Consider the following 23886-nt stretch of genomic DNA (forward strand, 5'->3'; position numbering starts at 1 on the left):
GGAGAACCCCGGCCATGCCCCCCGCAGCCCGAACCGGCGACAGCACCGCTCACGGCGGCCTCATCGGCACCCCGCCCCCGGGTGCGGTGGCCGTGGCCACCGTGCTCATCGGCGGCCGTCCGGCGGCCGTCACCGGGAGCCTGCACGCGTGCGTCGTCCCGCCGCACGCGGCGCTCGGCCCCGGCAACGTGATCATGCCCAACCCGGCCGCGGCGATCGGCGGCGCCGTGCTGATCGGCGGACTGCCCGCGGCCCGGATGGGCGACAGGACCACGTGCGGGGCGCCCGTCGTCAGTGGCGCGGTCACCGTCCTGATCGGGGGCCCGATGTGAGCGGCGGCGGATTCGTCGGACGCGGCTGGGGCTTCCCGCTGCGGACCGGGCCGACCGGCGGGATCGCCCTGGTCGAGCGGGACAAGGAGATCGAGGAGGCCATCGGGCTGATCCTCGGGACCGCGCCGGGCGAGCGGCCGATGCGGCCGGAGTTCGGCTGCGGCATCCACGAGTACGTCTTCGCGCCGGGCGACGGGGCGACGGCCGGGCGGATCGCGCAGGAGGTGCGCGCCTCGCTGGAGCGGTGGGAGCCGCGCATCGAGGTGACGGACGTGGTGATCGCGTTCGACGCGGTGGAGGAGGGCACGCTCTACATCGACGTGCGCTACACCGTGCGGGCCACCAACGACCTGCGGAACCTGGTCTTCCCCTTCTACACGATCCCGTCCGAGGCGGGTGCGGCGCAGCCGTCCGCCGAGGGCTTCGCGGAAGCGAGGACGCGCTGATGGCCCTGCCCTCCCCCAACCTGGACGACCGCCGCTTCCAGCAGCTCGTCGACGAGGCCAAGCGGTATGTCCAGCAGCGCTCCCCGGAGTGGACCGACCACAACGTCTCCGACCCCGGGGTCACGCTGATCGAGACGTTCGCGTACATGGTCGACCAGCTGCTGTACCGGCTGAACCGGGTGCCCGACAAGAACTACGCGGCCTTCCTGGACCTGCTGGGGGTGACGCTCTTCCCGCCGACGGTGGCCCGCGCCGAGGTGGACTTCTGGCTGTCCGCGCCGCAGCCGGAGACGGTGCGGCTGCCCGCCGGCACGGAGGTGGCGACCGCGCGCGGCGAGTCCGAGGAGCCGGTGGTGTTCTCCACCGCCGACGAGCTGCCGATCGTGCCGAGTTCGCTGGTCCGGCTGGTCACCGCCCCGGCGTCCGGGGAGCAGACGGACCGGACCGCGCCGCTCGGCGCGGGCAAGGACATCCCGTGCTTCCAGGCCCGCCCCGAGCCCGGGGACGCGCTGCTGTTCGGGCTGCCGGCCGCCGTACCGCGCTGCGTCGTCGCCGTCCGCCTGGACAGCCGGGTGGAGGGCGTGGGCGTGGACCCCCGGCAGCCGCCGCTGGTGTGGGAGGCGTGGGACGGGGCGCGCTGGGTGACCTGTGTGACCGGCACCGACTCCACCGGCGGGCTCAACCGGCCCGGTGAGGTCGTGGTGTTCGTCCCGGCCGGGCACACCGCGTCCGTGGTCGCGGGGACCCGGGCGGGCTGGCTGCGCTGCCGGGTCACCGCTCCGGAGCCGGGCCAGCCGTTCTACTCCGAGTCGCCGACGATCCGGGAGGCCGAGGTGTTCACCGTCGGCGGCACGGCGGCCGTGGAACACGCGGAGACCGTCGTGGACGTGCCCCTGGGGGTGTCGGAGGGGGTGGCCGGGCAGCGGTTCTCGGTGAGCCGGGTCCCGCTGCTGCTGGACGGGGATCCGCCCGTCGTCCAGGTGGCGACCGACGACGGCTGGCAGGTGTGGACGCCGGTCGAGCACTTCGGGGCGTCCGGGCCCGGTGACCGGCACGTCCGGATCGACGCCGTGGCGGGCGAGTTCGCCTTCCCGCCCGAGGTGCGCGAGGAGGACGGCACGATGCGCGCGTACGGCGCGGTCCCCGAGAAGGGCGCCCAGCTGCGCGTCCCCCGCTACCGCACCGGCGGCGGCGCGGCCGGGAACGTGGCCCGGGGTGCGATCTCCGTGCTGCGCAGCTCGGTGCCGTACGTCGCGGGGGTGAACAACCGGGAGGCGGCGACCGGGGGCGTCGACGGGGAGAGCGTGGAGAACGCGAAGGTGCGCGCCCCGAACATCCTGCGGGTGCAGGAGCGGGCGGTCACCGCCGAGGACTACGAGCTGATCGCCCGGGAGGCCGCGCCGTCGCTGCGCCGGGTGCGGTGTCTGCCCGCCGTCGCGGGCGAGGCCGGTGCGGTGCGGGTGCTGGTGGTGCCGGACGCGCTGCCCGAGGAGGACGGGCGGCTCCGCTTCGAGCAGCTGATCCCCGGCGACCCGGTGCTGGAGGCGGTCACGGCCCGGCTGGACGAACGCCGCCTGGTCGGGACCCGGCTGGTGGTGGAGCCGCCCGCCTACCAGGGCGTCACGGTGGTGGCGCGGCTGGTGGTGGCCCCCGGTGACGAGGACCGGGTGCGGGCGGCGGCGCTGGAGGCGCTGTTCCGCCACATCGATCCGTTGCGGGGCGGGGCGGACGGCCAGGGGTGGCCGTTCGGCAGGCCGGTGCAGTACGGGGAGGTGTTCGCCGTGCTCCAGAACGTTCCGGGGGCCGGTCTGGTGGAGGACGTCCGGCTGTTCCCGGCGGACCCGGTCACCGGACGGCGCGGTGCGGCGGCCGACCGGATCGACGTGGACCCGGGGGCCCTGGTCTTCTCCCACCAGCACCAGGTGGTCGTCGCCGCGCGGGAGACCGGTGAGGGCACGTGAGCCGGGCCTCGGTCCCCGGGCTCCCCAGCCGCTACCCGATCGGTGAACTGCTGCCCGCCCTGTACGCGGACGACGACCTGGCCCAGCGGTTCACGGCGGGCCTGGACACCGTGCTGGCCCCGGTCCTGTCCACCCTGGACAACCTGCCCGCCTACGTGGACCCGGCGCTGGCCCCGGCCGACTTCCTGCCGTGGCTGGCGTCCTGGGTCGGCATGGACCTCGACCCGGCGTGGCCGGTGGAGCTGCGCCGTGCGGTGGTCGCCCGCGCCGTCGAACTGCACCGGCGGCGCGGCACCCGGCGCGGTCTGGTGGAGCGGCTGCGGCTGTGCTGCGGGGTGGGCGCGGAGGTCCGGGACGGGGGCGGCGCGACCTGGTCGGCCACCCCGGGGGCGGCCCTCCCGCCGCCCCCGTCCGGCGAGCTGCTGGTGCGGGTCTGGCCGGTGCGCGCCGGGGACGCGGTGGACGAACGGCGGGTGCGGGACGTGGTCGCGGCGTCGTGCCCCGTCCACCTCGGCCACCGGGTGGAGGTCCTGACGGGCCCGCCCGGGGACTTCGATGACCCCGGAGCGGCCGGAGCGGCCGACGGGTCCGGACAGAGTGGAGGCTGACGCGATGCGTGCATGCCCGGCATGCGGTACGGCCAACGGCGAGGACGACGACTTCTGCGGCAACTGCGGTGCCTACCTGGGGTGGTCGTCGGCCCCGGTGCGCCGGGCGTCACGCCCGGCCCCGGACCCGGAGCCCGAGCCCGTCGCACCGCCCGAGCCTGCCGCGCGCCCCGGACCGGTCGTGGCCCCGGAGCAGGCCGGTGCACCGGAACCGGCCGCTCCGCCGCGACCGGTCACTCCGCCGAGGCCGAGCGGGCCCCCGGGGCCGGTCAGGTCCCCGGAGCGCGAGGCGTCCCCGGAGCCGGGACCGGTCGCGTCCCCCGAGCGCGAGGCGTCCCCGGAGCCGGTCGCCCCCTCGGCCCCGGCCCCGGCCCCGGCCCCGAACCTAGCCCCGGCCCCGGCCCCGGCCCCGGCGTACGGTCCGCCCGCGCCGCGCGGCGCGGCCGACCGGACAGCCCCCGGTGACGTGGACGAGCCCGTGGGGGCGGTGCGGCCCGCGAAGCCGGTGGCCCGGCGGCCCGTCGTGCGGCCGGTGGCGGCGGACGAGGCCACCGACGGGCCGCCGTGCCCGGTCTGCGGCACCCCCAACCTGCCGGAGCGGCGGTTCTGCCGACGGTGCGCCGCCCCGCTGCGGGCGCGTGAGGGGTCCGCGGAGCTGCCGTGGTGGCGCACGGTGTGGCCGTTCCGCCGCCGGGTGCGGGGCGGGTCCGGCGGCCGGGTGCTGCGGCGGTTCCTACTGGTGGCCGCGGTGGTCGGGCTGCTGTTCGCGGGCTTCACGCTGCTGCCGTTCGGGCGCTACGTCTTCGAGGACGTACGGGACAAGCTCGGCGGCACGGCGGAGATCAGCCCCTCGGGGGCGAGCGCGAGCGCTGCGGCGCCCGGTCATCCGGCGGCCGCGGCCATCGACGGGCTCACCAACAAGTACTGGGGCGCGCCCGCGCTCGGTGACACGCTCACCTGCACCTTCGCCAAACCGTTCCGGCTGGTCGGCGTCGTCGTGCACAGCGGGGTCTCGAAGGAGCCCCAGGAGTTCCGGCGGGGGGCGCGGCCCACCCGGGCGGAACTGCTGATCGAGACGGCGGACGGCACGGTCCACGAGAAGACGATGACGCTGAACGACAAGCCGGGGCCGCAGACGCTGCGCACGGGCGTCAGCGATGTCGTCTCCGTCCGGCTGGTGGTGCGGGAGGCGACCGGCCGGAGCGGGGAGGCGCCCATCGCGGTGGGTGAGGTCGAGTTCTTCCGGCGCTCCTGACGCCCTTTCGCCCCGGGGAGACCGGATCGGCCCCGGGGCGGCCAAGGCGAGAACCCAGGCATCACAGGAACTGCGTTCAGTCTCAGAAGCTCATCAATTGCCCAGTAACGCGCAGGTAATTCACCTCGATCACGCAAATTCGGTCACGAACGGCCTTCCCCCGGCGCCTCGACACGGGGTTGACTAGGGATCACACAAGGTGACGCGACCGCCTCCCACCGGCCGCTTCCCGCATGGACCCGTGGAATATGCCGTTCGCATCGTCCGTCTCCCGCTCTTGACGAGGGGCAGCAAATGAGCCAGATAACCTTACCCGCGTTCCACATGCCGTTCGAGAGCGCCGGATGCCATCCGGGCCTGGCGAAAACCCGGGAAGCCGCCTGGGAATGGGCCGGGACACAAGAGCTGAATCTCTCCGTTCCGGCGCGGAAGAAGATGATCCGGACCCGCCCCGAACTGTGGATATCCCTCATCTTCCCGAACGCCTCCCAGCAGGATCTCGACCTCTTCTGCCAGTGGCTGTTCTGGGCCTTCCTGGTGGACGACGAGTTCGACGACGGACCGGCCGGACGCGATCCGCGGATGTGCGGGACGGCGATCGCCCGCCTGGTCGACGTCTTCGACGGGGCCGAGCCGGACGTCCCGATGGAGCGGGCCCTCGCCGGGCTCCGGGACCGCACCTGCCGGGGCCGGTCGCCGCAGTGGAACCGGCAGTTCCGCCGGGACACCGCCGCCTGGCTGTGGACGTACTACGCCGAAGCCGTCGAGCGGGCGGCCGGGCAGGTGCCGAGCCGGGCCGAGTTCGCCAAGCACCGGCGGGACTCGGTGGCCATGCAGCCGTTCCTGGACCTGCACGAGATCACCGCCGGGATCGACCTCCCCGACTCCGCCCGCAGCCTCCCCGCGTACATCGCCCTGCGGAACGCGGTGACCGATCACTCCGGCCTCTGCAACGACATCTGCTCGTTCGAGAAGGAGGCGGCCCTGGGCTACGAGCACAACGCCGTGCGGCTCATCCAGCGCGACCGGGGCTGCACGCTCCAGGAGGCCGTCGACGAGGCCGGAATCCAACTGGCCCGGATAGCCGAGCGGGTACGCCGGGCCGAGACGGAACTGATCGAGGAGATGGACGCGGCGGACATCACCGGCGCCACCCGGACGGCCCTGGAGCGCTGCGTACGGGACTACCGGGGGCTCGTGCGGGGTGACTTCGACTACCACGCGCGCGCCGAGCGCTACACCCGCCCGGACCTGGCGGAACGGGACGAGCGGGAATCCCTGTCCCAGTTCTTCGCCGCCTAACACCACTGACGGCACTGACGGCACTGACGGCACTGACCGCACCGACGGGCTCTCGGGGGACATGGGGGACCTGGGGGTGTCGCGGGCGGCCGCTTCGGGGCAGGCATACGTCTGTGCCGGCGGCGAGAGGGCGGTGACGGTGGACCTGACGGGAGGGTGCGGCGCGTGACGGACGGACGGGTGACAGCGGCGCGGGTGAAGCACGTGCGGGTGCCGACGGCGTACGGGGTCGTGCGCGGTGCGGTGGAGCGGGGGGTCGCGGTCTTCCGGGGCATCCCGTACGCGGCTCCGCCGGTCGGCGCCCGCAGGTTCCGCGCGCCGGGGCCGCCGGAGCCGTGGACGGGGGTGCGCGACGCGCTCGCGTACGGGCCGACGGCGCCCAAACGGCCCTACGCCCCGCCGCTGGACCGGCTGCTGCCGGACCCGGCGGTCCCGGGCGAGGGGTGCCTGAACCTGAATGTGTGGACGCCCTCGCCGAAGCCGGATCCGGCCGGGCTCCCGGTCCTGGTGTGGATCCACGGGGGTTCGCTGCTGCACGGCTCATCGGCGGTGCCGGTGTACGACGGGACGGCGTTCGCCCGGGACGGGGTGGTGCTGGTCTCGGTCAACTACCGCCTGGGCGTGGAGGGCTTCGGGGTGTTCCCGGACGCGCCCGCCAACCGGGGGCTGCTGGACCAGCTGGCCGCTCTCGCCTGGGTGCGCGACAACATCGCGGCGTTCGGCGGCGACCCGGACCGGGTGACGGTGGCCGGGGAGTCGGCGGGGGCGGTGAGCGTCGCCGCCCTGCTGGCCGCGCCCCGGGCGGCGGGGCTGTTCCGGCGGGCGGTCCTCCAGAGCGGGGTGCCCGCCGCGGTGGCTCCGGAGGCGGCGCGGGGGACGACCGGGCTGATCGCGAAGCGGCTCGGCGTGCCCGCCACGGCCGCCGCGTTCGCCGCCGTGGACCCGGAGGCGCTGCTGACCGCGCAGACCGAGGTGACCGGCGGCGGGGACCCGCTGACCGGCCGCACCTCCTTCCAACTCGTGGTGGACGGCGAGCTGCTGCCCCGGGACCCGGCCGAGGCGCTGCGTTCGGGGGCGGCCGCGGAGGTGGACCTGCTGGTGGGGGCCACCACCGAGGAGTACCGGCTCTGGTTCGTCCCCGGCGGTCTGACGGAGCGCGTCGGCCGCCTGAAACTCCGCCTGGCCCTGCTGAAGTTCAGGATCCCGAACGCCACCGCCCGCACCTACCGGGCCAACCGGCCGGACGCCACCCCGGGCGAGATCCTGGGCGCTCTCGCGACGGACCTGCTGCTGCGGGTGCCGCTGAACCGGCTGGCCGACGCGCGGGCCGGGGCGCCGGGGGCCAGTTACGTCTACGAGTTCGGCTGGCCCTCCCCCGTACAACGGCTGGGGGCCTGTCACGCGCTGGAGCTGGGTTTCGTCTTCGACACGCTCGCCCACCCCGACACGGTCGCCCTGACCGGCCCGGACGCCCCGCAGGAACTGGCGGACGCGATGCACCGGGCGTGGGTGGAGTTCGCGGCGACGGGCGACCCGGGCTGGCCCTCGTGGGACACATCACGGCCGGTGCGGCTCTTCGGCCCGGCGGGACCGGCCCTCGTCCTGGCCCCGCGCGACGACGAACTGCGGGGCTGGGAGCCGTACCGGTCGGCGCGGACCTGAGGCCCGCGCGGCCCGCTCCTCGCCGGATGGCGGAAAGCCGGTCGGCCGCGCGCGGTGCGCGGGCCGCCCGCGAGCCGCCGGAGGCGGACCCCCGGACGTACCGGCGGCGCCCGAGGCCCGCGGGCCGGTTCCGGGGCGCCGCCCGGGACTCACGCCTTGTTCTGCGCGGCCCAGAACTCGTCGAAGGTGAGCAGACCGTCGCCGTTGCCGTCGTGGGCGTTGATGACCGCCTGCGCCACCGTCTCGGTGACGAACGGGTCGCCCAGCTGGGCCATCGCGCTCTTGTACTCGGCCGCCGTGATGAGGCCGTCGCCGTTCGCGTCGAACCTCTCGAATACCGTGCGCGCCGACTCGATGTCCGCCACTGTTTCCGCCCCTTCGTGATACCGGATGTCGGGGTCAGATTATCGGGCCGCCCGGGTGCCCTCGGCGGCGGCCGGGCGACGGGTGCGGAGCGGCTACGGGTGCGGCCGGGAAGCGGGTCGGCTGAGCAGTTCGGTGGCCGTCACCGCGTGCAGTCCCCGGCGGCCGATCTCGGCGAGGAGCAGCGGCAGCGCGGCGGCGGTGACCGGGCGGCCGAGGCTCATCCCGACCACCGAGCCGTTGCGCAGCTCGCCCGCGACCTTGCGGGTGACGGCCGCGACGCGGGTGGCCTCGTGGTCGAGCGACTCCACGTCGCAGGCGAGGACATGGGGGTAGCCCGCCCGCCGGGCGAGGCGCTGCACGCGCGCGGAGGCGTAGGGGGTGGGCGAGGGGCGGAACCAGGTGCCGATGGAGCCGGTGAGGCGGCGCAGCCGCCGGGCGCACGCGGCGATCTCCTCGTACGCCGCGTCCTCGTCCAGCGCCGCGAGGTCCAGGTGGTGCTCGGTGTGGTTGCCGAGTTCGTGGCCGCCGTCGAGGACGCGGCGGGCCATGCCGGGATACCGGGCGAGCCAGCTGCCGACGGCGAGGACCGTGACGCGGGCCCCGGCCTGTTCGATCCGGTCGAGCGCGGCGCGGGCGACGTCCGGGTCGCCGTGCCCGTCGAAGGTGAGGGCGATCCGGGGCCGGTCGCGGGGGCCGTGGACGATCTGCGCGGGCTGCCCGGGGAAGCGGCGCGGGGCGGCGGGGCCGGCCGGGGGCCGGTGACCGGGCGAGGAGAGGGCCCCGGAGGGCGCCCCGGTCGCGCCGGGCACGCCGTCGGGCCCGGCCCGGCCGCCGCTCGCCCGGCCGCACCCTGCGGTGAGGGCGGTGGCCGCGAGCAGCCCGGCCCCGGCGCCCAGCGCCTCGCGACGGCGCACCGACGCCCTGTGTCCGTCCATGCCCGACCACCTCGCGTTCCACGGATCCCCCGGGACACAGTAGGAGCGAGAAGGGCGGAATACGGCGATTGATCGATTGTCTGAATGGTCTATGAATCATTCACGCGCACCCATAGCGATGCGCGGAAAGCCAGGCGAGTGACCGAGCACACCTGCGATTCACCTACGATATGCCCGATTGATAGGCAAATTTAGCGGAATGACGCTTTGGCACCGAGGTCCCCCGTCTGCCATAGTCGGAGCCACGACCTCCTCCGACCCGGCTCAGGTCGTCCCGTACGGCCGCGCGACCACCCCCTCGGCGCGGCCCCCGCAGAAGCCCCCGCAGCGCCGCACCCCGGCCGACCGGGGGCTTCTGCGTGTGCCCGCGCCCCCGCCCGGGACGGGAGCGTCAGCGGTCGGAGATCCGCATCTCGAACCAGGTGGTCTTGCCGCGCGGCAGCAGGTCCACGCCCCACCGGTCGGAGAGTTTGTCGACGAGGAAGAGGCCCCGGCCGCTGACGTCCATGTCGCGCACCGGCATCAGACACGGCAGCCCGCGCGAGGGGTCACGCACCTCCGCCCGGATCCAGCCGCGCCGACGTACCATGCGTAAGCCGAAGACGCGGGCTCCGGTGTGCCGGACAGCGTTGCCGACGAGTTCGGATACGAGGAGCACCGCGTACTCGGCGGTCTGCGGCGAGAGCGCCCACTGGCGGAGCACCACGCAGGAGGTGAGCCGCCGGGCCGTCGCCGCCGACTCCGGGCGCGACGGCAGCCGGACTTCCCCCTCGGTCGGATTGCCGAACAACTCCAGCGCCTTGAACGCCTGTTCGTCATCGATGGTCGACGTCCAGCGTGCCGCCGTCGCGCTGCTGCGCGGTCGCGGCTGATCCACACCCTCCAGGCCCGCCATGTCCACCATCATGGCCGCACACAACGGCGTCCGGGGCGGTTCCCGAGGAATCCACCACCCGGAACGGCTCATTCCGAACCAGGCGTCCGGCATATACCACAGGCATGAGAGCTCCCCGGACAGCCTCGCTGAGCTGCGAGGACCCCTCACCCGCCGGAGACCGTCGCGCCGGACGGGGTGCCGGGCCTTAAGGCTGCCTTAAGGCCCGGATAATCCGCTCGCACGGATGAACCTCCCGCGCGAGGCCCACCCGACCCGACTACCGGCCGCCCGATCTGACTACACGTCACCCCGTGCCTGACTACGGATCACCCCATGCCCGACTACAGGTCACGGACTGTCCGGCCACGGGCCACCGGTCGCCTGACGGTGCATCAGCGAAACGTGGCCTTGCCCGGACCCTCCTCGACGAAGCTGCGCATACCCCGCTCGCGGTCCTCGGTGGCGAAGAGTCCGGAGAACCAGTTCCGCTCGATGGTGAGGCCGGTGTCGAGGTCCGTCTCCAGTCCGGCGTCCACCGACTCCTTGGCCGCCCGCAGCGCCAGCGCGGGGCCCTTGGCCAGCTTCGCGGCCCAGGCGTGCGCCTGGTCGTAGACCTCCGCCGCCGGGACCACCCGGTCCACCAGACCGAGCGTCAGCGCCTCCTCCGCCTTGACCATCCGGCCGGTGAAGATCAGGTCCTTGGCGCGGGACGGGCCGATCAGCCGGGCCAGGCGCTGGGTACCGCCCGCCCCGGGGATCAGCCCGAGCAGGATCTCCGGCTGGCCCAGCCTGGCGTTGTCCGCCGCGATCCGGAAGTCGGCGCAGAGTGCCAGCTCGCAGCCGCCGCCGAGGGCGTAGCCGGTGACGGCGGCGACGACGGGCTTGGGGATGCGGGCGACGGCGGTGAACGCGTCCTGGAGGCCCTTGGAGCGCAGGACCATCGCCGCGTGGTCCATCGCCCGCATCTCCTTGATGTCCGCGCCCGCCGCGAACACCTTCTCGCCGCCGTAGAGGATCACCGTGCGGACGTCCTCGCGCCGGGCCGCCTCCTCGGCCAGTTCCCGCAGCCGGTCCTGGATCGCGACGTCCAGCGCGTTCATGGGCGGCCGGTCGAGCTGGATGGTGCCGACACCGTCGCGTACTTCGAGAGTCACAGTCATGGCTAGAGGTTAACCACCGCTAACGACGGCGGGCCCGGTGCCGTCGGTCACAGCACCGGGCCCGCCCGGGTCGTCGGAGGCGGAGCAGGGCTACTTCCTCCACTCCTCCCAGTCCATGTTCCAGCCGTTGAGACCGTTGTCCGGGGCGATCTGCTTGTCCTTGGAGTTCTTCACGACGACCACGTCGCCGATGAGCGAGTTGTCGTAGAACCAGGCCGCGGGGGTCCCGTCGTCATGACCGCCGCGCACATCGCGCAGACCGACACAGCCGTGGCTGGTGTTGGTCCTGCCGAAGATGGACGACGCGCCCCAGTAGTTGCCGTGCAGGAAGGTGCCCGAGGTGGACAGCCGCAGGGCGTGCGGGACGTCCTTGATGTCGTACTCACCGCCGAAGCCGACGGTGTCGCCGTTCATCCGGGTCACCTGGTGCTTCTCGCTGATGACCATCTGACCGTTGTACGTGGTCGTCGCCGGGGCGCCCGCGGAGACCGGGATGTCCTTGATCTGCTCGCCGTCCCGGACGACCTTCATCCGCTTGCTGCTGGCGTCGACGGTGGACACCTGGCTGCGGCCGATGGTGAACGACACCGTCCTGACCTGCTTGCCGTAGACGCCCGGCCGCCCCTCGACGCCGTCCAGGTTGAGTTCGACGGTCACCTTGGTGCCCGGTTTCCAGTACGTCTCCGGGCGGAAGTCGAGGCGGTCGTTGCCGAACCAGTGGCCCTCGATCTCGACGGCCGGGTCGGCCGTGACCGTGATGCCCTTCTCCACGGCGTCCGGGTCGGTGATGCCCCGGGTGAAGTTGACGGAGACCGGCATCCCGACCCCGACGGTGGAGCCGTCCTCCGGTGTGTAGTGCCCGATGAAGGTGTTCGCGGGCACCAGCGTGGTGAAGGCGGTGTCCTTGGCCGACGCGCGGCCCTTCGCGTCCTTCGCGACCGCGTGCACCGTGTACCTGGTGGCGGCGGCGAGATGCCGCTCGGGCGTCCAGCTCGCGCCGTCGGCGGCGATCTCGCCCTCGACCGCGTTGCCCTTGGGGTCGGCGACCTTCACCGCGGTCAGCTTCCCCTGCGCGGCGCCGACCTTCAGCACGCCGCTGGTCGCCACCGACGTGGCGCCGTCCTCCGGCGCGATGGTCACCACCGCCTGCGAGGCGCTGGTGTCCTCGGCCCTCGTCCCCCCGCCCGGTCCCTTGCCGCTGTCCGTGTCGCCGCCCCCGCCGCCGCACGCCGTCAGCAGCACCAGCAGCGCCCCCAGGGCGCTGGCCCGAAGGCCCGCCCCGTGGTGCCGCTTCCCGCTCGCCCCGGCCGACGCCCCCGATATCGGCTGCCCGTTCACTGTGCTCGTCTCCCCTCGCCGGGCCCGGCTCCCGCCGCGGCCCGCTCCCCCGCGCGCTACACCTGCGCACCCGTCGCCAGACAATCACACCGCGGGCGGGGCGGACTCCCCCGGGAATGTCACCGTTCGGTCCCAAGTGGCCCGGGGAGCAGTGCAGGTGGCGCGGGGTGCCGGGGCGGGCCGGGGGCCGCGGGCGTTCAGCGCAGCGCGGAGGTGGCCTTCCACTTCTTCCAGCTCAGGTTCCAGCCGCTGAGCCCGTTGTCCGGAGCCACCTTCTCGTCCTTGGAGTTGACCACCTCGACGACGTCACCGATGAGGGTCCGGTCGAAGAACCAGCCGCCCGGGGTGGCGCCGCTGCCGCCCTTCGCGTCGCGCAGCCCGATGCAGCCGTGGCTGACGTTCTCCTCGCCGAAGACGGACTCGTCCGCCCAGTAGTTGCCGTGCAGGAAGGTGCCCGAGGTGGTGAGCCGGATGGCGTGGGGGACGTCCTTGATGTCGTACTCCCCCTTGCCGTCCTTGTCCGTGAAGCCGACGGTCGCGCCGTCCATCCGGGTCACCTCGTGCATCTCGGTGACCACCATCTTCCCGTTGTACGTGGTCGTCTTCGGGGCGCCCGCGGTGATCGGGACCGTGCTGACCAGCTCCCCGTCCCGGCGTACCTCCATGGTCTTGGCCTCCGCGTCGACCCGGGAGACCTGGGAGCGGCCGACGGTGAAGGCCACGGTCCTGTCCTGGCTGCCGTAGACCCCGGGCGCCCCCTCGACGTCCCGCAGTCCGATGTCGACGGTGACCTCCGTGCCGGGTTTCCAGTACGCCTTCGGGCGGAAGTCCAGGCGGTCCTTGCCGAACCAGTGGCCGACGACCTCCACCGCCGGGTCCGACGTCACCCGGATGGCCCTCTCCACCGCCGCCCGGTCCGCGATCGCGCGGCTGAAGGCGAAGGAGACGATCATGCCGGTGCCCACGGTGGACCGGTTCTCCGGTTTGAAGTAGCCGATGAAGCGGTGCTCGGGCACCAGCGTGGTGAACGTGGCGTGCCGGGCCGAGCGGCGGCCCTGCCCGTCGACGGCGACCGCGTCGACGCTGTACTTCGCGGCCAGGGCGAGCCGGGCCGCGCCGGAGTCGGGGGACCAGGAGCGCCCGTCCTCGGCGATGCGCCCGGCCACGGTCTGCTGCTGGGCGTCCTCGATCCGCGTCACCTTGACGCTCTCCAGCCGCCCGTCGGGGACCTTCACCGCGATACGGGTCTCCTCGTCGACCTCCTTCGCGCCGTCCTCGGGGAAGATGCCGATCACGTCGCCCGGGGAGCGCGCCTTGCCGTTGAGCAGGCCCTCCGGGGTGTCGGTGCAGCCGGTCAGGAGGGCCGGCACGGCCAGCAGTGCCGCCCAGGCCGGCACGGCGGCCCTGCGGGTCCGTGCGCTGTTCGCTGTCTGGTTCACGCTCCCCCAACGACCAGGGCCGGTCGGGGGAAACGTGAGTGCGGGCCCGCTGATGGGCAGAACAGAGGGGAGGACTACCCGTGGGGGGCCGCGGCCGGGACGCCGCGCGCTCCGTCGCAGGTGCCCGTCCCCACGAGCCGCGGGAGGCTACACGGTGTCGAGCGCAGCCGAGCAGGAGGCAGTACAGGACCCCGGGCGCGAGGCGGTGCCGCATCCGGACGCGGTGGCCGCCGTCCGGGCGGAGATCGCCGAGGCACAGCGCACCGAGCACGCCGAGGCGGTACGGGCCGCGACCCCGGCCCCCGCGGTCTGGCCCGGGGCGCCGATGCCCTTGGGGGCCCGCTTCCGGGTCGGCCCGGACGGGGTGGCGGGGACCAACTTCGCGCTGTGGGCGGGCGGGGCCGAGGCGGTGGAGCTGTGCCTGTTCGACGAGCGGGGCGTCGAGACGCGCTGCCCGCTGACCGAGCTGACGCACGAGATCTGGCACGGCTTCGTCCCCGGGGTGCGGCCGGGCCGGCGCTACGGCTACCGGGTGCACGGCCGCTGGGACCCGTGGACCGGGGCCCGCTGGAACGCGGCCAAGCTGCTGCTGGACCCGTACGCCCGCGCGGTCGACGGCACCTTCGGTCTGCCGCCGGAGGTCTACGGGCATGTGCGGGACTGGCCCGACCAGCATGTCGCCGACACCGTGCGCGACGACCGGGACTCGGCTCCGTACGTCCCCAAGGGCGTCGTCGTCCACGATGACGACGACTGGGTGGAGGACCGCCGCCCGAAGACCCCGTGGGCCGACACGGTCATCTACGAGCTGCACGTACGCGGCTTCACCAAGCTCCACCCGGACATCCCGCCCGCGCTGCGCGGCACCTACGCCGGGCTCGCGCACCCGGCCGCGATCGAGCACCTGACCCGGCTCGGGGTGACCGCGGTGGAGCTGCTGCCGGTGCACCAGTTCGCCCACGAGGACCATCTGCTGCGGCGCGGACTGCACAACTACTGGGGCTACAACTCCATCGGCTACTTCGCCCCGCACGCCGACTACTCCGCCTCCGGCACCGCCGGGCAGCAGGTCGGGGAGTTCAAGCGGATGGTGCGGGCGCTGCACGGCGCCGGGATCGAGGTCATCCTCGACGTGGTGTACAACCACACGGCGGAGGCGGGCGAGCTGGGCCCGACGCTCTCGTTGCGCGGCATCGACAACCGGGGCTACTACCGGCTCCAGCACGACCCGCGCCGCTACGCCGACTACACCGGCTGCGGCAACACCCTGCACGTCGTGCAGCCCCAGGTGCTGCGGCTGATCACCGACTCGCTGCGCTACTGGGTCACCGAGATGGGCGTGGACGGCTTCCGCTTCGACCTGGCGGCGGCGCTGGCCCGCTCGATGCACGACGTCGACATGCTCTCCCCGTTCCTCGCGGTCATCGCGCAGGACCCGGTGCTGCGCCGGGTCAAGCTGATCGCCGAGCCGTGGGACGTCGGTAGCGGCGGCTACCAGGTGGGCGCGTTCCCGCCGCTGTGGACCGAGTGGAACGACCGCTACCGCGACGCCGTACGGGACTTCTGGCGCGGCGCGCTCCCCGACGTACGGGACCTCGGCTACCGGCTGACCGGCTCCAGCGACCTGTACGCCTGGGGTGGGCGGCGCCCGTACGCCTCGGTCAACTTCGTCACCGCGCACGACGGGTTCACCCTGCGCGACCTGGTCTCCTACGAGCACAAGCACAACGAGGCGAACGGCGAGGGCAACCGGGACGGGACGGGCGACAACCGGGCGTGGAACTGCGGGGCGGAGGGCGAGAGCGACGACGCGGAGATCAACGCCCTGCGCCGCCGCCAGCTGCGCAACCTGCTGACCACGCTGCTGCTGTCCACCGGGGTGCCGATGCTGACCGCGGGCGACGAGATGGGCCGCACGCAGGGCGGCAACAACAACGCCTACTGCCAGGACAACGAGACCGGCTGGGTGGACTGGTCGCTGCTGGAGCAGCCCCGGTGGCGGGAGCTGACCGCGCTGACCGCCCGGGTGCTGAGGCTGCGTCAGTCGCATCCGGTGCTGCGGCGGCGGGCGTTCTTCGCCGGGCGGGCGCAGGCCCCGGACGGACTGCGCGACCTGGCCTGGTTCACCCGGGACGGGCGGGAGATGACGGAGGGCGACTGGTACGCCCCCGCCGCCACACTCGGGCTCTACCTCTCGGGCCGGGACATCCCCGGGCGGGACGCGCGCGGGGAGCCGGTCACCGACGACAGCTTCCTGGCGGTGCTGCACGCGGGTGCGGAGCCGACGCCCTTCGCGCTGCCGGGGGCCCCGTGGGCGGTCCGGTACGAACTGGTCCTGGACACCTCGCGGGAGGAGCAGGCGGAGGCCCCGGGCACCGTGGTCGAGGGCGGTACGGAGGTGACGGTGCCCGCCCGTTCGGTGCTGCTGCTGCGGGTGGTGGAGTAGCGGCCCCCCGGCGTCGGGCGGCGGGCAACAGCCGACGGGCATCGGGCAACAGCCGACGGGCATCGGGCATCGGGTGAGGCTGGAAAACCACAGGACCGATGTCAGTGGTGAAACGTAGGGTCGATCCTGATGCCCGAAAAGCCCGCTGAGCACACGGACCGGTCCGCCGTGCGCTCCCTCCTGCGCCTGTGGCCCTATGTCCGACCCGTGCGGGTGCGTCTGTTCACCGCCGCCTGCGTGGCGGTTCTGGCCTCCAGCCTGAGCCTGGTGATCCCGCTGGTGCTGAAGTGGATGGTGGACGGCCCGGTGGCCGACCGCGATCCGGGCGGGGTGTGGCTGGGGGCGCTGTATCTGCTGCTGCTCGGCATCGCCGAGGCGGTGCTGTTCGGCTTCCGGCGGTGGCTGGTGGCGCGCCCGCTGGCCGGGGTCGAGGCGGCCATGCGGTTCGACCTCTTCCGCCATCTGCAACGGCTGCCGGTCGCCTTCCACGACCGCTGGGCCTCGGGTCAGCTGCTGTCGCGCGGCACGACGGACCTGAGCCTGCTGCGGATGTTCCTGGCCTTCCCGCTGACCTTCCTGTTCGTCAACGGGGCGACGATCCTGATCGGCTTCGTCCTGTTGTTCGCCCAGGACTGGACGCTGGGGCTGGTGCTGCTGGCCCCGGCCGTCCCGCTGATCATCCTGTGCTCGCTGTTCGAGACGAAGTACTCGGTGGTCGCGCGCCGGGCCCAGGACCAGGTCGGCGACCTGACCACGGTCGTCGAGGAGAGCGTCCTCGGCATCCGCATCGTCAAGGGCTTCGGCCGCCACCGCAGCCAGGCCCGCGCGTTCCGGGCGCTGTCGCAGCGGGTGCGCACCACCGAGCTGGGCAAGGCGCGGCTGCTCGCCGGGATCTGGGCGCTGATCACCACCATCCCGGAGCTGGCGATCGGGGCAGCCCTGGTGCTCGGGACGGTCCAGGTCGCGGACGGGTCGCTGTCGGCGGGCACGCTGGTGGCGTTCCTGTCGACGGCGCTCGCGCTGCGCTGGCCGGTGGAGTCGATCGGCTTCCTGCTGGCGATGAGCCAGGAGGCGGCGACGGCCACGGACCGCTACTTCGAGGTGATGGACGTGGCGGAGGAGCCCGGGGCCGCCGCCGCCCGGGACGACGCGCGGGCCGCCGCCCCCGGACTGGTCTTCGAGGGCGTCGAGTTCCGCTATCCGGACGCGGATCCCGGCTCCCCGCCCACGCTCGCCCGGATCGATCTGCGGGTGCGCCCCGGCGAGACCCTGGCGCTGGTCGGCGGTACGGGCTCCGGCAAGACGACACTCACCGCGCTGGTGCCCCGGCTGCACGAGGTGACCGGGGGGCGGATCACGCTGGACGGCGAGGACATCGCCACGATGGAGCGCTCGCGGCTGCGGGAGCTGGTGGCGGTGGCGTTCGAGGAGCCGACGCTGTTCTCCGCGACCGTCGGCGCGAACGTCCGGATGGGCGCGGCCGACGCGGACGAGGCCCAGGTGCGCCGGGCGCTGTCGGTGGCGCAGGCGGACTTCGTGCACGACCTGCCGCTGGGCCTGGACACCGAGGTCGGCGAGCAGGGCCTGAGCCTCTCCGGCGGCCAGCGCCAGCGTCTCGCGCTGGCCCGCGCGGTGGTCGGCGAGCCGCGCTTCCTGATCCTGGACGACCCGCTCTCCGCGCTGGACGTGCACACGGAGACGCTGGTGGAGGCGGCGCTGCGGCGGGTCCTGGAGCACACCACCGCGGTGGTCGTGGCGCACCGCCCGTCCACGGTGATGCTGGCGGACCGGGTGGCGCTGCTGTCCGGGGGCCGGATCACCGCGGTGGGCACCCATCAGGAGCTGCTGCGCGGCAACGCGGAGTACGCCTGGCTGATGTCGGGCGCGGCGGCGGACGACGCGGACGGCCCGTCTCGGCACGACGACGCGGACGGCCCGCCACCGGGCGACGGCGGGCCGCCCGCTCCCGTACGCGACCGGCGGCCGCCCGCCGGACCGGGGCGCGTCCCCGCCGAGCAGATCCCCGCCGAGGAGGGCAGTGCCCGATGACCACGACCACCGACGACGCCTCGCTCCCCGCGGCCGAGGACGACGGCCCGGCGAAGGCCCCGGCCGAAGCCGTGCGCCGGCGCGCCGACGACCCGTTCGACCAGGACGACCTGCCCGCCGCGCCCGGGGCGACCAGGGCGCTGCTGTTCTCGCTGCTGGCGCCGATGCGCGGCCGGGTCGCGGTGGCGGCGCTGCTGCTGGTCGGCCAGCAGGCGGCGGTGCAGGCGGGCCCGCTGCTGGTGGCGTACGCGATCGACCGCGGGGTCCCGGCGTTCCGGGACCACGACTACGGGCCGCTGATCGCGGTCGCGGTGGGCTTCGCGCTCTGCGCGGCCGCCGCGGGCGTCCTCCAGTACGGCTTCATCCGGGCGGCCGCCCGGATCAACCAGAACGTGCTGCTGGATCTGCGCGGCCGGATCTTCCGGCACGCCCAGGCGCTGAGCGTCGACTTCCACGAGCGCTACACCTCGGGGCGGCTGATCTCGCGCTCCACGACGGACGTGGAGTCGCTGCGGGAGCTGCTGAGCGAGGGGCTCCAGGAGCTGATCGGCGTGGTCCTCTCGTTCGTGTCGATCGCGCTGGTGCTGCTCTGGCTGGACCTGGGGATCGGGGCGATCGCGACGCTCTCCTTCGTACCGCTGTATCTGATGGTCCGGATGTACCGGCGGCGGGCGTCCGTCGCGTTCGCGGCCCGGTCGACGGCGATCGCGGCGGTGATCGTGAAGTTCGCGGAGACGATGAACGGCATCCGCCCGGTCCAGGCGTTCCGCCGGGAGCGGAGCAACGACGCCGGGTTCACCGGGCTGAACACCCGGCACGAGCGGGCCAACGGCGACGCGATCCTGGAGATGGCCCGCTATGTCGTCGGCTCCCGGCTGATCGCGAACACGGCGGTGGCGAGCATGGTGCTGTGGGGCGCCTACCGGGTGGCCGAGGGGACGCTGGCGCTGGGGGTGCTGGCGGCGGCGGTGCTGTATCTGCGGCGGCTGTACGACCCGATCGACCGGCTGGGGATGTTCCTCAACTACTACGAGTCGGCGGCGGCCTCGCTGACGAAGATCGCCGGGCTGCTGGCCCAGACGCCGACGGTGCCGGAGGCCGTGGACCCGAAGGAGCTGCCGCCCCGCTCCGGCGAACACCCGGGCCGGGACGTCACGTTCGACGGGGTGCGGTTCGCCTACCGTACGGGCGGCGAGGTGCTGCCGACGTTCGACCTGCGGATCGCGGCGGGCCGCACGGTGGCGGTGGTCGGCTCCACGGGCGCGGGCAAGTCGACGCTGGCCAAGCTGCTGGCCCGGTTCTACGACCCGACCGAGGGCCGGGTCCTGCTGGACGGGGTGGACCTGCGCGACCTGGACACGCCGGAGCTGCGGCGGGGTGTGGTGATGGTGACGCAGGAGGCGTTCCTGTTCTCCGGGACGGTCGCGGAGAACATCGCGATCGGCCGCCCGGACGCCACCCGCGAGGAGATCGAGCACGCCGCGAAGGCGATCGGGGCGCACGACTTCATCGCCGCCCTGCCCGACGGGTACGACACCGACGTACGCAAGCGGGGCGGCCGGATCTCGGCGGGCCAGCGGCAGTTGGTGGCCTTCGCCCGCGCCCTGCTGGCGAACCCGTCGGTGCTGATCCTGGACGAAGCGACCAGCTCCCTGGACATCCCCGGTGAGCGGGCGGTGCAGCGGGCCATGGACACGGTGCTGCACGGCCGCACGGCGGTGGTGATCGCCCACCGGCTCTCCACGGTGGAGATCGCGGACCGGGTGCTGGTGATGGAGTACGGCCGGATCGTGGAGGACGGCTCCCCCGCCGAACTGATCGGCGGCACGGGCCGGTTCGCGGGGCTGCACCGGACGTGGCGGGACAGCCTGGTCTGACGTCTGCTGTCGGACCGTGGAGAAGGGGTGCCGCCCTGCGGGCGGCACCACTTCGCGGTCACCGCGCGTCAGGCGGTCGCGTCGCCCTTGCGGCGGCGGCCGAGGGTGAAGACGACGCCGGCGCCGGCGAGGACGGCCACCCCGCCGATGGTCGCGATGAGCGGCAGGCGGGAGTCCGAGCCGGTCTGGGCGAGGGTGCCCTCGGGCTTGATCGGGGTGTCGCCCTCGGGCTTGACCGGCAGCGGCTTCCTGCCGTCCTCCTGGGGCTCGGCCTCGTTCGGGCCGTCCGCCTCGGCGCCCGCGGCGAGGACGGCGAACTCGTAGAATCCCGCGCTGTCGGCGAGGGTGCAGCCGCCGTCGGCGTCGGCGTAGACGGCGGCGGTGAGGACGAAGGCGGAGCCCGCGGGGGACTTCTTGTCGACGCTGACCCGCAGGTCGACGGAGAAGGACTCCTTGGCCCGGACCGCGGTGTAGCCGAGGTAGCCGGAGGCCTCGTTCTCCTCGTCGAGGACGATGTCCGTCCAGGCGCCCGTCTCCGGGTCCTTGAACTGGAGCGTGAGCTGGCCGCTGGAGTCGTTCCAGGTCTTGTCGTCGATCTTGGCGGCGAAGACGCCGACGTCGACGCGGTCGTAGGCCTGGTCGCCCTTGTTGGTGACGTTCAGCTTGAACGCGTGGAATCCGCTGCCCGCGACGACCTTGGCGGGCAGCCCGGAGAGCGAGGTCCGCAGGTTCTCGTCGACGTCGGGGGCCTCGTCGCCGTCGCAGATGTCCTCGGGCGAGGTGCTGGAGGGCGAGGGGGCCGGTGAGGTCGCGGACGTGGTGGCCGAGGGGGACGGGGCGGTCTCCGGCTCGTCGGGCGCCGGGGAGGTCGAGCCCTGCTCGGGCGCCGGGGAGGTCGCGGTGGCCTCGGGCGCGGGAGACGTCTCGGTGCCCTCGGGGGCGGGAGGGGTCGCGGACCCCTCCGGCGCGGGGGAGCTCTCGGTGGTCTCGGGCGTCGGCCCGGGGGTCGCAAGGGCGACGGGGGCGGACAGGAGCGTGACCGGGGCGAGCACGGCGGTCGCGGCGGCGACGGCCAGGGCGCGGCGGATCTTCATGGCGTGAGGTCCTCGGTGACGTCTGGGTGCCGCCGGGGCGGCACGAAGGCTGGGAGGGCCGTCCGGGTTCGGAGGTGGAGGGAGACACGGGTGAGGCCAATGTGTTCGACCGGTGAAGATCGTGCGGGGTTGCCCCCGATCACCGCCGCACGGTGTGACGTGCGGCACAGCGCGAGCGGGAGGCGGGCCCGCCCGCCTCCCGCGGACCCGCCGACCGCGAGGGCACCAGCGGTCCGGACTGCGGCGGGCAGCCGCACGCGTACCGGAGCAGAGGGCCGGAGGGGCGGGGCGGAGAGGCGGGGCGGGGCGGGGCGGGGGGGCGGATTCCGTGCGCGGATCTGGCCAGAACCCGACACCGCCCCGACCGTCGGCCATCACCCGCCTCCCGCGTGGTGACCCTGACGTGACCGCGGCGCGGGAAACCTGTGACCACCCTGTGAACACAGGCGTTCCCGGCGCCAGGAAACATCCCGGCAATGATCGGCGAAACGTCCGCTTAACGAACATGACCTTCTGAGCAACGAACGAGAATCGGCCAAGTTATTGACGCGCTCCTGACAGGTGCGGGCATCTGCTGACACTCTTCACCCCGTTCCGCGCACCGCCTGCACCGTCCGGACGGCTCATCCAGCGCCGCCGGTACCCCCCTCGCAGAAGGAGTCCGCGTGAGATCCACGCCCAGCCGTCGCACCACCGCGACCGGCGCTCTGATAGCCGCGGCGGCCCTGCTCGCCGTCACCGTCCCGTCCGGGACCGCCGCCGGGTCCGCCCCCGCCTCCGCCGGCGGGATCACCGTCGGCACGAAGGCCGACCCGGGCGCCCTGCCCGCCAAGCTCTCCCCCGCCCAGCGCGCCGGACTCCTCAGTGAGGCCAACGCCACCAAGGCGGCCACCGCCAAGGAACTCGGCCTCGGGTCCACCGAGAAGCTCGTGGTCCGTGACGTGGTCCAGGACCGGGACGGCACCACGCACACCCGCTACGAGCGCACCCTCGACGGGCTGCCCGTCCTCGGCGGCGACCTCGTGGTCAAGGAGTCCGCCGCCGGGCGGACCGAGGGCGTCAGCAAGGCGTCGAAGGCGACCAGCGCGCAGCTGAAGGCCGTCGGCCTCACCGCCGACGTGGCCCCGGCCGCCGCCGAGAAGCAGGCGCTCGGCGCGGCCAGGGCCGAGGGGTCGAAGGCCGGGAAGGCGGAGAACGCCCCGCGCAAGGTGGTCTGGCTGGGCGGCGGCTCCCCGCGGCTCGCGTACGAGACCGTGGTCGGCGGACTCCAGCACGACGGCACCCCGAACGAGCTGCACGTGCTCACCGACGCCACCTCGGGCGAGAAGCTGTACGAGTGGCAGGCCGTCCACAACGGCACGGGCAACACGCAGTACAACGGCCAGGTCACCCTGGGCACCGCGCCCTCGTACACCCTGACCGACACCACGCGCGGCAACCACAAGACGTACAACCTGAACCGGGGCACCTCCGGCACCGGCACGCTGTTCTCCGGACCGGACGACATCTGGGGCGACGGCACTCCGCAGAACGCCGAGACGGCCGGCGCGGACGCCCACTACGGCGCGGCCGAGACGTGGGACTACTACAAGAACGTGCACGGCCGCTCCGGCATCCGCGGTGACGGCGTCGGCGCGTACTCCCGCGTCCACTACGGCAACAACTACGTCAACGCGTTCTGGCAGGACAGCTGCTTCTGCATGACGTACGGCGACGGCAGCGGCAACGTCAAGCCGCTGACCTCGCTCGACGTGGCCGCCCACGAGATGACGCACGGCCTGACCTCGGTCACGGCCAAGCTCGTCTACAGCGGCGAGTCCGGCGGACTCAACGAGGCCACCTCCGACATCTTCGCCGCGGGCGTGGAGTTCTACTCCAACACCACCCAGGACCCGGGCGACTACCTGGTCGGCGAGAAGATCGACATCAACGGCGACGGCACGCCGCTGCGCTACATGGACAAGCCCTCGAAGGACGGCTCGTCCAAGGACTACTGGTACTCGGGCATCGGCAACGTCGACGTCCACTACTCCTCGGGCCCGGCGAACCACTGGTTCTACCTGCTCTCCGAGGGCAGCGGCGCCAAGACCGTCAACGGCGTCAACTACGACTCGCCGACCTCCGACGGGCTCCCGGTGACCGGCATCGGCCGGGACAAGGCGCTGCAGATCTGGTTCAAGGCGCTCACCACCAAGTTCACCTCGACGACCAACTACGCCGCCGCCCGCACCGGCACGCTCGCGGTCGCCGGTGAGCTGTACGGTGCCACCAGCCCCGAGTACGCGGCCGTGGCGAACGCCTGGGCGGGCATCAACGTCGGCACCCGCCCCGGCGGCGGCGACCCCGGCGGCAAGGTCTTCGAGAACAGGACCGCGGTGACGATCCCGGACGCGGGCGCGGCGGTCACCAGCTCGGTCACCGTCTCCGGCGTGGCGGGCAACGCCCCGAGCACGCTCAAGGCGGACGTGGACATCACCCACACCTACCGCGGTGACCTGGTCATCGACCTGGTGGCCCCGGACGGCGGCACCTTCCGGCTGAAGAACTCCTCCTCAGGCGACTCCGCGGACAACGTGGTGACGACCTACACGGTCAACGCCTCGTCCAAGGTGGCCAACGGAGTCTGGAAGCTGCGGGTCCAGGACGTGGCACGCCAGGACACCGGCCGGATCAACGCCTTCAAGCTCACCTTCTGACCGTACCGGCCCGCCCGGCACCGGGCGGGGCGGACCCGCACCA

At 73.5% G+C, this 23886-nt stretch carries 18 protein-coding genes; 11 read left to right on the top strand and 7 right to left on the bottom strand.

The window, feature by feature from the left end:
• Positions 1 to 14 precede the first annotated feature (14 nt).
• From ACIRRU_RS01290 to ACIRRU_RS01320, 7 genes are all read left to right on the top strand, one after another.
• Positions 15 to 332: a PAAR domain-containing protein gene (locus ACIRRU_RS01290; RefSeq protein ID WP_403674657.1), complete on the top strand. Its 318-nt coding sequence runs from the start codon at positions 15 to 17 to the stop codon at positions 330 to 332.
• On the top strand, positions 329 to 778 hold the full coding sequence (locus tag ACIRRU_RS01295; RefSeq protein ID WP_363200759.1) for a GPW/gp25 family protein: 450 nt from the start codon (positions 329 to 331) through the stop codon (positions 776 to 778). Before ACIRRU_RS01290 ends, ACIRRU_RS01295 begins: the two co-directional genes overlap by 4 nt.
• Positions 778 to 2739 carry a putative baseplate assembly protein gene (locus tag ACIRRU_RS01300; RefSeq protein ID WP_403674661.1) on the top strand — a complete coding sequence of 654 codons (1962 nt, stop codon included), beginning with the start codon at positions 778 to 780 and terminating at the stop codon, positions 2737 to 2739. The genes ACIRRU_RS01295 and ACIRRU_RS01300 overlap by 1 nt, the downstream gene beginning before the upstream one ends.
• The gene (locus ACIRRU_RS01305; protein ID WP_403674664.1) at positions 2736 to 3347 is read left to right on the top strand and encodes a phage tail protein I; all 612 of its coding nucleotides are present in this window, start codon (positions 2736 to 2738) and stop codon (positions 3345 to 3347) included. The genes ACIRRU_RS01300 and ACIRRU_RS01305 overlap by 4 nt, the downstream gene beginning before the upstream one ends.
• 466 nt (positions 3348 to 3813) lie before the next feature.
• Entirely contained in the window at positions 3814 to 4602 is a 789-nt protein-coding gene (locus ACIRRU_RS01310; protein WP_403674667.1) for an NADase-type glycan-binding domain-containing protein, read from the top strand.
• A gap of 294 nt (positions 4603 to 4896) precedes the next feature.
• On the top strand, positions 4897 to 5904 hold the full coding sequence (locus ACIRRU_RS01315) for a terpene synthase family protein (RefSeq protein WP_403674670.1): 1008 nt from the start codon (positions 4897 to 4899) through the stop codon (positions 5902 to 5904).
• Between the two features lie 165 nt (positions 5905 to 6069).
• On the top strand, positions 6070 to 7566 hold the full coding sequence (locus tag ACIRRU_RS01320; protein ID WP_403674672.1) for a carboxylesterase/lipase family protein: 1497 nt from the start codon (positions 6070 to 6072) through the stop codon (positions 7564 to 7566).
• 149 nt (positions 7567 to 7715) lie between these two features.
• Here the strand turns inward: ACIRRU_RS01320 and ACIRRU_RS01325 are convergent, their stop codons facing one another.
• From ACIRRU_RS01325 to ACIRRU_RS01350, 6 genes are all read right to left on the bottom strand, one after another.
• Positions 7716 to 7931, bottom strand: coding sequence for an EF-hand domain-containing protein (locus ACIRRU_RS01325; protein ID WP_403674674.1), 216 nt, complete (start codon positions 7929 to 7931; stop codon positions 7716 to 7718).
• Between the two features lie 93 nt (positions 7932 to 8024).
• Positions 8025 to 8867, bottom strand: a complete 843-nt coding sequence (locus ACIRRU_RS01330) for a polysaccharide deacetylase family protein (RefSeq protein ID WP_403674677.1) — start codon at positions 8865 to 8867, stop codon at positions 8025 to 8027.
• A gap of 391 nt (positions 8868 to 9258) precedes the next feature.
• Positions 9259 to 9774, bottom strand: a complete 516-nt coding sequence (locus ACIRRU_RS01335) for an ATP-binding protein (RefSeq protein ID WP_403674680.1) — start codon at positions 9772 to 9774, stop codon at positions 9259 to 9261.
• A 362-nt stretch (positions 9775 to 10136) separates the two neighbouring features.
• Positions 10137 to 10904, bottom strand: coding sequence for an enoyl-CoA hydratase-related protein (locus tag ACIRRU_RS01340; protein WP_363200768.1), 768 nt, complete (start codon positions 10902 to 10904; stop codon positions 10137 to 10139).
• A gap of 90 nt (positions 10905 to 10994) precedes the next feature.
• Positions 10995 to 12242: an Ig-like domain-containing protein gene (locus tag ACIRRU_RS01345; RefSeq protein ID WP_403674683.1), complete on the bottom strand. Its 1248-nt coding sequence runs from the start codon at positions 12240 to 12242 to the stop codon at positions 10995 to 10997.
• 197 nt (positions 12243 to 12439) lie between these two features.
• Positions 12440 to 13681 carry an Ig-like domain-containing protein gene (locus ACIRRU_RS01350; RefSeq protein WP_403674686.1) on the bottom strand — a complete coding sequence of 414 codons (1242 nt, stop codon included), beginning with the start codon at positions 13679 to 13681 and terminating at the stop codon, positions 12440 to 12442.
• A 154-nt stretch (positions 13682 to 13835) separates the two neighbouring features.
• On the opposite strand from ACIRRU_RS01350, the gene glgX reads away from it, so the two are divergent.
• From glgX to ACIRRU_RS01365, 3 genes are all read left to right on the top strand, one after another.
• A complete protein-coding gene (gene glgX, locus ACIRRU_RS01355) occupies positions 13836 to 16127 on the top strand; it encodes a glycogen debranching protein GlgX (protein WP_403674688.1) in 2292 nt (763 codons plus the stop codon).
• Positions 16128 to 16256: 129 nt separating this feature from the next.
• Positions 16257 to 18176 carry an ABC transporter ATP-binding protein gene (locus ACIRRU_RS01360; protein ID WP_403674690.1) on the top strand — a complete coding sequence of 640 codons (1920 nt, stop codon included), beginning with the start codon at positions 16257 to 16259 and terminating at the stop codon, positions 18174 to 18176.
• Positions 18173 to 20053, top strand: a complete 1881-nt coding sequence (locus ACIRRU_RS01365) for an ABC transporter ATP-binding protein (RefSeq protein WP_403674693.1) — start codon at positions 18173 to 18175, stop codon at positions 20051 to 20053. Before ACIRRU_RS01360 ends, ACIRRU_RS01365 begins: the two co-directional genes overlap by 4 nt.
• Positions 20054 to 20121: 68 nt before the next feature.
• Here ACIRRU_RS01365 and ACIRRU_RS01370 read toward each other — a convergent pair whose 3' ends face one another.
• The gene (locus ACIRRU_RS01370; RefSeq protein ID WP_403674695.1) at positions 20122 to 21147 is read right to left on the bottom strand and encodes an LPXTG cell wall anchor domain-containing protein; all 1026 of its coding nucleotides are present in this window, start codon (positions 21145 to 21147) and stop codon (positions 20122 to 20124) included.
• Between the two features lie 665 nt (positions 21148 to 21812).
• On the opposite strand from ACIRRU_RS01370, the gene ACIRRU_RS01375 reads away from it, so the two are divergent.
• Positions 21813 to 23843: a M4 family metallopeptidase gene (locus ACIRRU_RS01375; protein ID WP_403674697.1), complete on the top strand. Its 2031-nt coding sequence runs from the start codon at positions 21813 to 21815 to the stop codon at positions 23841 to 23843.
• Positions 23844 to 23886: the final 43 nt, after the last annotated feature.

It is taken from the genome of Streptomyces sp. NPDC101181, from assembly GCF_044767975.1.
In the GTDB taxonomy this organism is placed as follows: domain Bacteria; phylum Actinomycetota; class Actinomycetes; order Streptomycetales; family Streptomycetaceae; genus Streptomyces.